The 14,020-nt window shown below is 49.7% G+C and carries 12 protein-coding genes and 1 other RNA gene; 5 read left to right on the top strand and 8 right to left on the bottom strand.

The genetic code is table 11. The annotated features are described in order from the left end of the window. Window positions 1–124: 124 nt before the first annotated feature. The 7 genes from cmk to gyrA all read right to left on the bottom strand — a co-directional run bounded on the left by cmk (window position 125) and on the right by gyrA (window position 9,141). On the bottom strand, window positions 125–799 hold the full coding sequence (gene cmk / locus Q8M75_RS05515) for a (d)CMP kinase (RefSeq protein ID WP_305487112.1): 675 nt from the start codon (window positions 797–799) through the stop codon (window positions 125–127). A 6-nt stretch (window positions 800–805) separates the two neighbouring features. Then, a complete protein-coding gene (gene aroA, locus Q8M75_RS05510; protein WP_305487109.1) occupies window positions 806–2,152 on the bottom strand; it encodes a 3-phosphoshikimate 1-carboxyvinyltransferase in 1,347 nt (448 codons plus the stop codon). Further along, the gene (locus tag Q8M75_RS05505) at window positions 2,149–3,030 is read right to left on the bottom strand and encodes a prephenate dehydrogenase/arogenate dehydrogenase family protein (protein WP_305487106.1); all 882 of its coding nucleotides are present in this window, start codon (window positions 3,028–3,030) and stop codon (window positions 2,149–2,151) included. The genes aroA and Q8M75_RS05505 overlap by 4 nt, the downstream gene beginning before the upstream one ends. Window positions 3,031–3,117: 87 nt before the next feature. Then, complete coding sequence (gene hisC / locus Q8M75_RS05500) at window positions 3,118–4,242, bottom strand: histidinol-phosphate transaminase (protein ID WP_305488199.1); 1,125 nt, start codon at window positions 4,240–4,242, stop codon at window positions 3,118–3,120. A gap of 2 nt (window positions 4,243–4,244) precedes the next feature. Then, window positions 4,245–5,327 carry a prephenate dehydratase gene (pheA, locus tag Q8M75_RS05495; protein WP_305487105.1) on the bottom strand — a complete coding sequence of 361 codons (1,083 nt, stop codon included), beginning with the start codon at window positions 5,325–5,327 and terminating at the stop codon, window positions 4,245–4,247. Continuing rightward, entirely contained in the window at window positions 5,327–6,424 is a 1,098-nt protein-coding gene (serC, locus tag Q8M75_RS05490) for a 3-phosphoserine/phosphohydroxythreonine transaminase (protein WP_305487103.1), read from the bottom strand. The genes pheA and serC overlap by 1 nt, the downstream gene beginning before the upstream one ends. Window positions 6,425–6,459: 35 nt before the next feature. Then, window positions 6,460–9,141 carry a DNA gyrase subunit A gene (gyrA, locus tag Q8M75_RS05485; RefSeq protein WP_305487101.1) on the bottom strand — a complete coding sequence of 894 codons (2,682 nt, stop codon included), beginning with the start codon at window positions 9,139–9,141 and terminating at the stop codon, window positions 6,460–6,462. A 158-nt stretch (window positions 9,142–9,299) separates the two neighbouring features. Here gyrA and ompA point away from each other — a divergent pair, with 158 nt between their 5' ends. The 5 genes from ompA (at window position 9,300) to Q8M75_RS05460 (ending at window position 12,959) form a co-directional block, all read left to right on the top strand. Further along, entirely contained in the window at window positions 9,300–9,890 is a 591-nt protein-coding gene (gene ompA / locus Q8M75_RS05480; RefSeq protein WP_305487099.1) for an outer membrane protein OmpA, read from the top strand. A 63-nt stretch (window positions 9,891–9,953) separates the two neighbouring features. Next, window positions 9,954–10,664: a bifunctional 2-polyprenyl-6-hydroxyphenol methylase/3-demethylubiquinol 3-O-methyltransferase UbiG gene (gene ubiG, locus Q8M75_RS05475; RefSeq protein WP_305487097.1), complete on the top strand. Its 711-nt coding sequence runs from the start codon at window positions 9,954–9,956 to the stop codon at window positions 10,662–10,664. Between the two features lie 5 nt (window positions 10,665–10,669). Further along, window positions 10,670–11,341 (top strand): HAD family hydrolase, encoded by a 672-nt coding sequence (locus tag Q8M75_RS05470; protein ID WP_305487096.1) that lies wholly within the window; start codon window positions 10,670–10,672, stop codon window positions 11,339–11,341. 56 nt (window positions 11,342–11,397) lie between these two features. After that, window positions 11,398–11,756, top strand: a transfer-messenger RNA (tmRNA) gene (ssrA, locus tag Q8M75_RS05465). A gap of 489 nt (window positions 11,757–12,245) precedes the next feature. Next, window positions 12,246–12,959, top strand: a complete 714-nt coding sequence (locus Q8M75_RS05460; protein ID WP_305487094.1) for an NYN domain-containing protein — start codon at window positions 12,246–12,248, stop codon at window positions 12,957–12,959. A gap of 268 nt (window positions 12,960–13,227) precedes the next feature. Here the strand turns inward: Q8M75_RS05460 and Q8M75_RS05455 are convergent, their stop codons facing one another. Continuing rightward, window positions 13,228–13,992, bottom strand: coding sequence for a metallophosphoesterase (locus Q8M75_RS05455; protein ID WP_305487093.1), 765 nt, complete (start codon window positions 13,990–13,992; stop codon window positions 13,228–13,230). Window positions 13,993–14,020: the final 28 nt, after the last annotated feature.

Below are 14,020 nucleotides of genomic sequence, written 5' to 3'. Positions count from 1 at the left end.
CACTTTGTGCCGCCAGAAGGCCTGACGGGTTAGATTAAACACGTTCGATGAAACACGCATGATTAGAAATTGCGTTGTAGCGTTTCACGAACACCAATACAGCAACTGCGTACTACTCTTACAACTAGCCCGATACCGAAGACCGATACCAGCTTATTACCTGACTAACTGCTTGATCAATCGATAAATCCGACGTATCAAGCACTATTGCCCCTTTAGCTACTATTAATGGTGCGCTTCCACGACTACTGTCCCGTGCATCACGCGCCGTTAAATCGTGCAATAAGTCGGACATATTAGCAGAAATTCCCTTAGCGATCAATTGCTTATATCGCCGTTCTGCACGTGCAGCAACGCTGGCTGTGAGGAACACCTTCAGCCCTGCATCCGGGAAAATAACGCTCGCCATGTCCCTGCCATCGGCCACTAGGCCTGGATTTTGGCGAAAACCGTGCTGTAAGTGCACTAATGCCTGCCGAACCTCGGGATGTACGGCCAATTCAGATGCCCTACGCCCGATTTTTTCGGCCCGAATGAGGTCGGAAACGTCCTCATTGCCGAGCAGAATCTGCCCATCTTGAAAGGAAATTTGCATGGAGGCGGCAATTTTGCTTAAAAAAGAGGCATTTTCGGTGGAAATTCCCTCCCGCTCACTGGCCAAAGCCACTAGGCGATAGAGGGCGCCGCTATCCAGATAGTGAAAACCCAATTCTTTTGCCACTAAGGCTGCAACCGTGCCCTTGCCTGAGGCGGTAGGACCATCGATCGCAATGACGGGCGGCTTGCTGGATTCACTCATGCGTTATTAAGCAGAAATCCGAGCAATCTGCGCAAACTCAGCAAAGTAGTGTGGGAAGGTTTTGGCAACGCAATTGGGGTCATTAATCAAGATCGGATTAGGGCCAAAAGCAGCCAAGGAAAAACACATAGCCATGCGGTGATCATCGTAGGTATCAATGCCATCAGCTGGGGTTTGCCAGGCAAGGGGTGGACGAATTACCAAATAGTCTGAACCCGCTTCGACGCTGGCGCCAACTTTTTGCAGCTCCGTTGCCATTGCCGCAATCCGGTCGGTCTCTTTGACGCGCCAACTCGCAATCCCATTTAAACGGGTCTCGCCACTTGCAAATAACGCAACGATTGCTAATGTCATCGCCGCATCTGGAATGGCTGTGCAATCGATAGTGATGCCGCGCAAGGTTCCGCTCGCTGGTCCGGACGCCTCAATCCAATCGTCGCCTTTGCTAATGCTTGCGCCCATTTGCGCTAAGGCGTCAGCAAAAGCAACATCACCCTGAATGCTATCGCGCCCAACACCCAAGACGCGAACAGGGCCTGCGCCAATTGCTCCTGCCGCTAAGAAATAAGAGGCGGATGAGGCATCGCCCTCCACCAATAGGTTTTTAGGACTGCGATAAACAGGCTCGCCCTTTTGCAATGCTGGTTGCGCTGGAATCACAAAGGTTTGCGCATCCGGGATATCTACATGTACACCAAAACGTTGCATCAGTTTGAGCGTGATTTCAATATAGGGTCGTGAAATTAATTCCCCAATGACTTCAATCCGAATCGCTTCTTTTGCAAGCAAAGGCAAAGCCATCAGCAGAGCCGTCAAAAACTGGCTCGACACATCACCCCGAATACGAACGACTTCTGGAATTGATATGGTCGAGGCGTGGATTTGAATGGGCGGATACCCCTCTTCACCAAGGTAAGTGATCACAGCGCCGATTTGACGCAAGCCATCGACCAAATCCCGAATGGGTCTTTCGTGCATTCGAGCCACACCCGACAGGCGGTAATCGCCTTGCTGCATCACTAGTGCAGCGGTCAGAGGACGAATCGCGGTACCGGCATTACCCATAAACAAATCTGCTTCACGAATTGGGAAATGACCGCCGCTTCCCGTTACCAAGCAAGTGGTCTCATCCCGGTCTTCAACCGTTAAACCCAGCTGCCGCAATGCAGCGCGCATGATTTGGGTGTCATCCGCATCCAATAAATTACTCAGCGTCGTTTGACCAGAAGCCAGCGCGGCAAGCAATAAGCTGCGATTGGAAATACTTTTAGATCCGGGCAGCATGATCCGACCCTCAGCCCGAGTAAATGGACCAATTTCGATCTGCTTTACTTCTTTACCCTGCAGACTCATTGAGAGCCATCCCATTCTTGGCGTGCCCTACTGGCTTTTGCAAATGCTTTTTCTAAACCGGCAGCATCTTCATTGGCAATCAGCTCCCGCAAGTGCCCGGCGACGGATAAGTATTGATCCATCTCTTTCAGAATTGCAGTCCGATTGGCTAAGCAAATGTCACGCCACATTTCCGGGCTAGAAGCGGCGATGCGGGTGAAGTCCCGAAACCCCGCGCCAGCATGCTGGAGTTTTTCTTGCGCATCTTCAGAATTCATCACACTCACCATGAGGGCGTATGAGAGTACGTGCGGCAGGTGTGACACTGCTGCAAAAATCGCATCGTGCTGAACAGCACCGATCTTACGCACCCGAGCGCCGGTTGATTCCCAAAACTGCGTCATGAGTTCGACATCGACCTTGGCATTCTCTTGCAGCTGGCAAATAATGGTTTGCTTGCCTTCAAACAAATCGGCTTTGGCTGCTGCAGCGCCATGCTGTGCACCGCCCGCAATCGGGTGAGCCGGCACAAACTGGCAGGCTTTTTTTCCTAAAACTTCTTTGGCTGCGAGAATCACATCACTCTTGGTACTGCCCGCATCCGTAATCAAGGTTTGAGGCTCTAAAAAAGGCTCGAGGGCAGTAAAGGTGGCGCGCATTTGTGCCACCGGCACGCAAAGCACAATCACCTGGGATTGCTTAGCGGCATCTTCCAGACCAATCACCGCATCGATTGCACCCATAGCAATCGCTTGATCCAAATTGGCCTTGCTACGACCTACGCCGTATACAGCATCCACTACGCCGGCACGCTTAAGAGCAAGGCCGAGCGAGGCGCCAATGAGGCCAACGCCCACAATGGTCACGTTACCAAAGTGGGGAGATTTTGATTGAGTCATGAATAAATATTGTGCTTAGTTTTTGCTTGGTTTTTGCTTAGTATTTGCTTGGTGTGAGCTTGGTGTGTACGAGGTGCTTACTAAAAATTAGGTCGACTGCAAAATGGCGCGCAGTGCTTGAATGAAGGCAGCATTCTCTTCTGGCAAGCCAATCGAGATGCGCAGCCACTCCGGCAAACCGTAATTACCCACTGGCCGAACAATAATGCCGCGCTTTAGTAGCTCTAAGTTGATACGCGCACCTGCACCCGCATCATCACCCACCTTGACCAGCACAAAGTTGCCAGCAGAGGGCAAGAATCGTAGTCCAAGCTCCTTAAATGCATCGGTTAATTGCGTATATCCGGCTTGATTTAATGCAAAACCCGCTTGTAAAAAGGCATCGTCCTGAAAGGCGGCAATGGCTGCTGCTTGGGCAAGGCTATTGACGTTAAACGGTTGCCGAATGCGATTGAGCAAATCGGTTAATCCTGGTTGAGCAACTCCATAACCAATCCGCAGCCCGGCCAAACCATAGGCCTTGGAAAAGCTGCGCGAGAGAATCATATTGGGATAGCGCTTGACCCAGGCAATCGCATCGTAGCGCTGCTCTGGCGTTAAATATTCGTTGTACGCCTCATCTAGCACCACAACCACATTGCTTGGTACTTGAGATAAAAACGCTTCGATTTCTTTGGGCTCTAAGTAGCTGCCAGTGGGATTATTCGGGTTAGCTACAAACACCAGCTTGGCCTTATTACCCGATTGCTTAATTGCTTCGAGCATCGCCAGCAAATCATGGCCGTATTGCGGTGTTGGCGCCACCTCAACCGCAACAGCACCGACTGCTTGAGTGGCCAGTGGATAAACCGCAAACGCATGCTTTGAAAAAATGATTTCATCGCCAGCTTGTGCAACGGCTCTCGCAGTCAACTCCAAAATATCATTGCTGCCATTGCCGAGCGTGATCCAGTCGGCAGGAACACCGAGGCGATCCGATAACACCTTCTTGAGTTCGAAGCCATTTGAATCGGGATAACGACCAAGATCACTTGCTGCACGTAACATTGCCTCTTGCGCTGACTTGGGCATGCCAAGCGGGTTTTCATTCGAGGCAAGTTTCACAATCTTGCTCTCATCAAGACCATATTCGCGCGCCACTTCGCTAATCGGTCTGCCGCCAACATAAGGGGCAATGGCCTGAATGTGCTTAAGTCCGAGTGGTGTGCTCATCATTAACCCAACGCGCGTGGGTAGGAACCCAGCTTTTTGTAGAAGGCGGCTGTGCCTTGCAACTCTGCCAATGCTTTAGCCACATTGACATCATCCGCATGACCGGCAACATCAATATAGAAGTGATATTCCCAGGTCCCTTTGCGTGCCGGACGCGATTCAAAACGCGTCATTGAAACACCATGCTTAGCTAAGGGCGCCAATAAAGAATAGACCGCGCCTGGCTTGTTCGCAACCGATAGGACCAGCGCAGTTTGATCATTACCAGTAGGCTGGCATTGGTAATTTCCCACCACCACAAAACGCGTGCGATTGTGTGGGTCATCCTGAATCTGACTGGCGACTGCTTGCAAACCATATGCCACTTGCGCCGGGTCACCTGCAATTGCAGCAATCGTCGGATCGGCTGCTGCCATGCGGGCCGCTTCTGCATTACTGCTAACCGCTTGGCGCTGTAACTGCGGAGCATGCACGCTGAGCCATTGTTGGCATTGAGCCAAAGCCTGTGCATGTGCGCATACCGTCGTTACACCATCCAAGCTTCCGGATTTTGTTAGTAGGTGGTGGCGTATCGATAAAACCACTTCTCCGCTAATGTGCAATGGGGAGTCGAGTAATAAATCGAGCGTGCGCGAAACCGCGCCCTCACTGGAATTCTCGACCGGCACAATACCAAATTGCGCGGCGCCTTTTTCAACCGATTTAAATACCTCATCCAAACTCGCGCACGGCAATCCACTAATTGATTGACCAAAATAACTTTGCGCAGCTAATTCTGAAAAGGTTCCCACTGGCCCCAAGTAGGCAATCGTTTGCCTAGCCTCTAAAGCGCGGCAGGCTGACATCACTTCACGCCAAATGGCTGCGATGCCGTCGTTTTGCAAAGGGCCTTGATTGAGTTTGACTAAATTGGCGACCACCTGACGCTCGCGCTCAGGACGAAAGACCGGCGATACAAAATCACCTTTGACGTGACCCACCTCTTGCGCCGCTTTTGCGCGTTTGGATAAGAGTTCGAGTATTTCGGCATCGATGGCATCGATGCGCGCCCGCAATGGAGCAAGACGCTGATCTTCGGTAGTCATTACGCCCGCCTTTCAAATTCACGCATAAATTCCACTAAGGCTTGAACACCCTCGAGTGGCATGGCATTGTAAATACTGGCGCGCATTCCGCCAGCCGCTTTATGGCCGCGCAATGCAGCCAATCCGGCACTACTGGATTGCGCTAAAAATGCCGCATTTAAGCTTTCATCTTTAAGGAAGAAGGTAACGTTGGTGCGCGAACGATACCGTGGATCGACCCGATTCTCATACAGACTGCTTTGATCGATGTAGTTATAAAGCAAGGTAGATTTTTCAAGGTTGATGCGCTCCATCTCCGCAACGCCGCCTCGTTTTAATAGCCACTTGAATACCAGTCCAGATAAATAGATGGCAAATGTGGGAGGCGTATTCAACATCGATTGCATAGCCTCTTCTTTTGCCCAATCCCAAATCGTAGGCGTAATTGGCATTTGATGGCCCATTAAATCCCTGCGCACAATCACAAAGGTCACGCCGGCAGGGCCAATGTTTTTCTGTGCCCCAGCAAACCAGACGCCGCATTGCGTCACATCCATTTTGCGCGACAAAATGTTGCTCGAAATATCGGCCACTAGAATGCGGTCACCCGCATCAGGCGCCTCTTGAAACTCCACGCCGCCGATCGTCTCATTGGCGCAGTAATGCAAGTAGGCGGCATCATCCGATAAATGCCAGGTGTTGCGTGCTGGTATGGTCGTAAATTGCTGGTCTTTTGAGCTTGCAACCAAATGGGCCTGACCGTATTTTTGTGCCTCTAAGAACGATTTTTCTGACCAAATCCCGGTAACCAAAAAATCTGCTTTGGGTCCGTTTTTGGCCAGCGGCATCAAGTTCATCGGCACAGCGGCATTTTGACCAATGCCGCCGCCTTGCAACATCAAAATCGCATAACTATCGGGTATGCCCATGAGCGCGCGCATATCCTGCAGGACTTCCTCATAGAGGGCCATGAACTCCGGGCCGCGATGACTAATTTCCATCACGCTGGAACCCATACCCCGCCAGTTGAGCATCTCTTCCGATGCCTGCTGCAATACTTCGGCCGGCAAGGTGGCAGGGCCCGCTGCGAAATTAAAGATGCGGCGGTCGAAAGTCATAATGGAGTTTAGGAGCGCGGGATCAAATAACTACATTACGCGTCGGGCGCAGATTCACCAGCAGCGGTATCGACTTCATCTCCAGACTCATCTGCCTCATCATCCGAGTCGCTCTCTGCAATCCGCTGCAATCCAGATAAACGGGTGCCTTCGTCGACGCTAATTAATGTAACGCCCTGGGTCGCACGTCCCATCTCCCGGATTTCCGAGACGCGTGTGCGAACCAATACGCCGCCGGTCGTAATCAACATAATCTGATCTTCCGGCGAGACCAAGGATGCAGCCACTACTTTTCCATTGCGCTCGCTGGTCTGAATTGCAATCATGCCTTTCGTGCCGCGACCATGACGCGTGTATTCCGCGATAGGGGTGCGCTTGCCAAACCCATTTTCCGTAGCCGTAAGTACGCTACTTGGTGCAGCCACACCATCTTCTGCCGATACCGCGCCATCAACAGCTTCTGCAGGAGCGACCAACATGGCAATCACGTTTTGCTCTGCGGCTAAATTCATGCCGCGTACGCCGCGCGCCGTTCTACCCATCGGACGCACATCGTTCTCATCAAAGCGCACTGCCTTACCTGCATCCGAGAACAGCATCACATCATGCTTACCATCGGTAATCGCAGCCCCAACCAAGAAATCATTCTCATTTAAGTCAACTGCAATAATGCCGGCTTTGCGTGGATTGGAAAAATCGGAGAGGCGGGTCTTTTTGACCGTGCCGAGGCTGGTTGCCATAAAGACATATTGATCGTCTTGATAGCCTTTGATGGGCAAGATTACGGTGATTTTTTCGCCATCGATCAGCGGGAACATATTCACGATTGGCTTGCCGCGCGATGTGCGACTGCCTTGCGGTACTTCCCAGACTTTGAGCCAATACATCCGACCACGATCGGAGAAACACAAAATCGTGTCATGGGTGTTTGCCACAAACAGGGTGTCAATCCAATCTTCGTCCTTCGTTGCAGCAGCCTGCTTGCCACGGCCGCCGCGTTTTTGTGCGCGGTACTCGCTGAGGGGCTGGCTCTTCATATAACCCGAGTGCGATAAGGTCACGACCATGTCTTGCGGCGTGATCAGATCTTCCGTAAAAAGTTCGGTCGCATTCATTTCAATAAATGAACGACGACCGGTATCACCACCCTCTTTGCCGAAATCGGCTTGCACCTCTTTGAGCTCGGCCTCAATGACTTGGGTCACGCGCTCAGGCTTAGCTAGTAAGTCAAGCAAGTCTGAAATCTCACTCATGACTTCTTTGTATTCAGAAACGATCTTATCTTGCTCAAGTCCAGTTAAGCGCTGCAAACGCATCTGCAGAATTTCTTGTGCCTGGCTATCGGATAAGCGATAGAGGCCTGTAGCTTGCATGCCGTATTCGGGCAATAAACCTTCTGGACGGTAGGCGTTACGCCCACCCGGTGTATCGGTCTCGGCGCGCGCCAACATTTCGCGAACCATGGATGAATCCCACGACTTGCCCATTAATTCTTGTTTGGCAACAACTGGATTGGCAGCCGCCTTGATGATGGCAATGAACTCATCAATGTTCGCCAGCGCAACGGCTAGACCTTCTAATACATGACCACGATCACGGGCTTTGCGTAATTCAAAAATAGTTCGACGCGTGACGACTTCGCGGCGATGCTGCAAGAAATACTCCAGCATTTGCTTGAGGTTCAAGAGACGCGGCTGATTGTCCACCAGCGCCACCATATTCATACCAAAGTTGTCTTGCAGTTGCGTGCTCTTGTACAGATTATTCAGTACTACCTCAGGCACTTCACCGCGCTTAAGCTCGATGACAACGCGCATTCCAGATTTATCGGACTCATCCCGCAAATCAGAAATACCTTCAATCTTTTTCTCATTCACCAGCTCAGCAATGCGCTCAAGCAAGTTTTTCTTGTTTACTTGATATGGCAACTCATCGACGATGATGGACTGGCGTGAGCCTTTATCTAAATCCTCAAAATGGGTCTTGGCTCGCATGACCACGCGACCACGACCGGTGCGATAACCTTCGCGCACCCCTTGCACGCCATAAATGATTCCGGCAGTGGGGAAATCCGGCGCCGGAATAATCTCGATCAATTCATCAATCGTGCATTCTGGATTGTGCAGAACATGCAAACAGGCCATCACCACCTCATCGAGGTTGTGCGGAGGAATATTAGTGGCCATGCCCACCGCGATGCCGGAAGAGCCATTAATCAGCAAATTCGGCACTTTGGCCGGCAGAATCAGGGGTTCTTTTTCGCTGCCGTCGTAGTTCGGCCCGAAATCTACCGTTTCTTTGTCCAAATCGGCCAAAAGGTCGTGGGCGATTTTGCGTAAGCGAATTTCCGTGTAACGCATGGCCGCAGCGTTATCGCCATCAACCGAGCCAAAGTTACCCTGTCCGTCCACTAACATATAGCGCAGAGAGAAGTCCTGAGCCATCCGGACAATGGTGTCATACACCGCTGAATCGCCATGGGGATGGTATTTACCGATGACATCGCCAACTATACGGGCAGATTTTTTGTAAGGCCGGTTCCAATCGTTGTTTAATTCATACATCGCGAAAAGGACCCGTCTGTGGACCGGCTTTAGGCCATCACGCACGTCTGGTAGGGCTCTGCCGACGATAACACTCATGGCGTAGTCCAAATAGGACCGCCGCATTTCGTCTTCGAGGGATATTGGTAGTGTTTCTTTAGCGGCTTGTTCCATCTCGAAATAATATCATTTTGATGGCAGACAACCCCTGTGCTAAGATTCTGTCAGTTTGTACGAATTGAGAAGTATCGCTTTGCGCTTTTTGCAGTTATGTGGGGCGACATACATACAAGTTTGAATTTAATTAAAAAAAGTGAATTTGAGGACTAAAAATGAATAAAACCCTAAAACTGGTACTCGCTGGTGTTGTTACTGTTGCTGCCGGCGCTACTTCCGCTCAATCCGTTGACAACTGGGTCAACGCAACCGGTACTCCATGGAGAAACGGCGACGGCACATTGTGCTGGCGTGATGCCGCTTGGACCCCAGCTACCGCTGCCAAGGGTTGCGACGGCTTTTTAGAGCCAAAAGCTGCTGCCAAGCCTGCTCAGCCAAAAGTAACTCAAACCAAGATCACATTACAAGCTGATACCTTGTATGACTTTGACAAAGCAACCTTGAAGCCAGAAGGCAAAGCGACTTTGGATAAAGTTGCTGCTGACCTCAGCAAGATCCGCTTAGAAGTCATTATCGCTGTTGGTAACACCGACAGCGTAGGCTCAGACGCATACAACATGGCCTTGGGTCAGCGTCGTGCCCAGTCTGTTAAAGCGTATTTGATCAGCAAAGGTGTTGACGGTGGCCGTATTTACACCGAAAGCAAAGGCAAGAGCAATCCAGTAGCTACCAACGCTACTGCTGAAGGCCGCGCCAAGAACCGCCGTACCGATATCGAAGTTGTTGGTACAGTTGCTCTCAAGTAATCCTTAGCATTCTCGAAAAAGCCCGGTTCTGCCGGGCTTTTTTATTTCCATTACAGTCTTAGTATGAATACATCCAGCAACGTTGACCCCTCTGAAATCAGCAAATTTAGCGCCCTAGCGCACCGCTGGTGGGACCCGAATAGCGAATTCAAGCCCTTGCACGCGATTAATCCGCTGCGCCTGGGGTGGATTCAGACCTTTACACCACTCAAAGGTAAAAAGACGGTGGACATCGGTTGTGGTGGCGGGATTCTGGCTGAATCGATGTCGAATCTTGGTGCCAATACCCTGGGAATTGATTTATCTGACAAGGCCCTCAAAGTCGCTGAATTACATGCCCTAGAGACCGGCGCCAGTGTGCGCTATCGCTCCATCTCTGCCGAGTCCTTGGCGCTGGAGGAGGCTGCCCAATTTGATGTAGTGACCTGCATGGAGATGCTCGAGCACGTCCCTGATCCGGCGTCTGTGGTTCAGGCCTGCGCTGACCTCGCCAAACCAGGCGCTACGCTCTTTTTTAGCACGCTCAATCGCAACCTGAAATCCTACGTATTTGCCATTGTTGGTGCCGAGTACATCCTGCGTTTATTGCCCAAAGGGACTCACCAATACGCCAAATTTATTAAGCCGTCTGAGCTTGCGCGCTACATCCGTCAAGCGAATTTAGAGGTGATTGGCATGAAGGGATTGACCTACAACCCCATTACCCAAGTCTATCGCTTAAGCGATGACACCGACGTCAATTACATGATTGCTGTGCGCAAGCCTTTGGAATAAAAGCGATGTCTGCACAAAGCCCTTTCCGTGGTGTTTTTTTTGATCTCGATGGCACGCTGGCCGATACCGCGCCAGACTTGGTGGCAGCTGCAAATCAGCTGCTAACAAAACGTAATCTCAGCCCAAAACCCTATGAAGAACTGAGGCCAAGGGCTTCAGCTGGAGCACGCGGTTTAATTCAGGGGGCATTTGGCTATGGTACCGATCACCCCGAATTCGCTCCCTTGCGCGATGAATTCTTTACCTATTATGAAAACGCACTACTAGTGCATAGCACTTTATTTGATGGCGTCGACTCTCTCCTCGATCAATTGGACTCCGCGAAGCTGCCTTGGGGGATTGTGACGAACAAGAGCGAGCGTTTCACCCATCCCCTGACAGAGCAAATGGGATTACGGCAGCGTGCGATCTCTACCGTCTCCGGTGATACAACACCTCACTCCAAACCCCATCCCGAACCGATTTTGCATGCAGCTCGGCTTGCGAACATTCCTCCAGAGCTATCGCTCTATGTGGGGGACGATATTCGGGATGTGATTGCTGGCAAAGCAGCCGGTATGAAAACCGTCGCTGCAGCCTATGGCTATTGCGGCTGCGCAGAGCCGCCGCAAGAATGGGGCGCTGACTACCTCATCCACTCCCCTCTGGACCTATTGAAAATCATCTTTCCACGATAGTCCTGCGTTATCTGGTAATCCGCCGTAAAATAAAGCTTCTTTAATGCAATGCATCTGGGGTCGACATGGTTTCGACGTGGATTACAAAGCATCAAGGGCATACCGAGGACCCGTTATCTCGTAAATCAATGGGAATGTAATAACTGCTAACGACGAACGTTACGCACTAGCCGCTTAATTGCGGTTGCCCCTGAACTGATTCTCTCTTGGGTCAGGTAGCGAAAGCTACATCAGGGTCATTTACAAGAGATAAGGCTGTTTCGTGTCACGAGGAACGGCTCGAAAATGAAGTGAATCGCCAGCGTGGAACGTGTCAATCCGTGACTAGCCGGCTAAATTAAATGATATGACTAAGTATGTAGAACTTGTTGTAGAGGATTTGCGGACGCGGGTTCGATTCCCGCCGACTCCACCACTAAGTAGTACACAGCACTCCAACGCCACCCACCAGGGTGGCGTTTTTCTTTGTAGATAAAGGCCTCTAGGTCCATTGTGGTCTTTCTAGATTTCGCTGAATCCAAAAAAGCTGGGGGTATCATTGGGGGTATCAGAGCAAAATCGAACTTAGGAAAAAACATGGTTGGGGGTATCAGCGGGAAGCGTACAGATAAAGGCATCAAGAGTTTTATGAACCGCGCAGCCCCTGGCGATAAACTTGCAGGTGGCGCTTATCTCTCTGTAAGGGTAGCGCATCGTCATTTTTACGCTGAACCATTTAACACCTTAACAAAATATCTTTACAACTAGATTCAGCTCAATATGGACTTTTCCTCAAGACCAAAAATATGTATACTATTGATAACTACTCCTCCCTAACCAGGTCATTAAATTGACTCCGGATTGGGACGAAAAAGCCGCTCTAGGGCGGTTTTTTCATTTCTAAAGGCGATTTTTATGGGAAAACATGCTGGAGACGTCCAAAGCTTTAAAAACCTCTATCTACATTGATGGGTACAACCTCTACTATGTGCGTCTACGTGGTACTCAATACAAATGGCTTGATGTAGTAGCACTTTTTAGTCAAATTACTCGATCCATTGAACCACACTCGCAAATTATTTCCGTTAAGTTTTTTACGGCGCCTGCACTCCCGAAATTTTCTCGGCATGGGAAAGAATCGATGCGTGCTCAGAACGACTACCACCGAGCACTTGAAGCCAAGTATCCAGATAAGTTTGAGAAAGTACTTGGTTCACATGCTTACGAAAAAGACGGGACCAAAATGCCTGTTTACGTAGAAGGAAACCTTTTTGATAAAGACAATACAGTCAGGGTATGGCGTCTAGTTGAGAAAAAAACGGACGTCAATCTTGCCTTATCGATGTACCGCGATGCCAGCAAACGAGCCTTGGATCAAGTCGTTCTCATCTCAAATGATACCGATACCGAACCAGCGATTAGCGCACTCATTGAAGACTTTCCTTCTTTAAAAATTGACATGATCATACCTAGGGGCCCTCAAATTAGTGGCAAAAAGGGGCGCCCTGCAAGTAGCAGTCTGATAAGCCTTGCACACTGGTCGCGGTCTTATATAAACGATGAAGAACTCATATCTGCGCAACTTCCCGAGCAGGTGCCCACAAAAAAGAAACCAGCCAAAAAACCGATTCACTGGTAGCGGATTGATTTGATCTACTTGAAAGCCAATGACATCTACTCACTCAGCTTTTCTTGTGAGTATCACGCCATATCTAGCTGTAACCAAAGCGTGGTCATAGACGTATATATCTATATCTTTAAAATTGAGTAAATCTGGCCGAGGTTGTTTGTCTGCCGTTAGCCAGTGCCAGAGTAGACACCCCCCCATACAGGCCAAAAAATAAAAATATCACTCATCTAGGTCTTTTTTGCCAGTTGCATTGAATTGGGGTGGACTAACAGCGTGATTAAACTTCCACAACCAACGATGGATCAAAGTCAGCGTTTTCAGCATAACCTGACCTCACATAACCTCGTGGATTGCAAACAACACGCGTGCCATTCATTTGATAATCAAACGAGTCATGCGTATGCCCATGGACCCATAAATCCATAAGCCCAAACAGGTGCGACAACTCAGAGGCAAAGCATGCTGACAACAGGTCTTCTTTGAAGCGCAAAGCCACAGACTTCGTTGATGGAAGGTGGTGGCTCACCACAACCGTTTTTCCATCAAACGATTTATTTAGCTCGTTGCTAAGCCACACCAAAGATGCTTTATGTAAAGCAATGGATTTTTCGACAGAAAAAATACCATCATCACGAATTAGACGAAAGTCATTTAAGCAACGACGACCAGCATCCATGCACTGGTTTTGAAATTTGGCGCCAAACAACATGAAATCTGTCCATAGAGTTGTTCCCAAAAAGCGTATAGGCAACTGCCTTGATGCGTCTAAAAAAGTAACCGAACTATTGTCTAAAAAATAAAATCCGGATTCATCGCATTTTGCCTTCAAATCATAAATCACCTCAGTACGATCAGCACCATAAAATTCATGATTGCCTGCAACGTAAATAACTTTTTTGTTTGCAAACCTACGGCTAGCCCAATCAACACCACTTGAACGTAGTCCAATATCACCCGCAAGAATGATGACATCAGCATCCACACTAGGCGCGGGGAAATCTGAAAACTCAAGGTGAAGATCACTTAAGACATGTAATTTCATACGCACTCCAATTAATATCTACAAAACA

Origin of the sequence: Polynucleobacter sp. (genome assembly GCF_030693775.1) — a bacterium.
In the GTDB taxonomy this organism is placed as follows: Bacteria; Pseudomonadota; Gammaproteobacteria; order Burkholderiales; family Burkholderiaceae; genus Polynucleobacter.
Note: the sequence above shows the minus strand (reverse complement) of the source record. Positions and strands in the feature narration are given on the sequence as shown.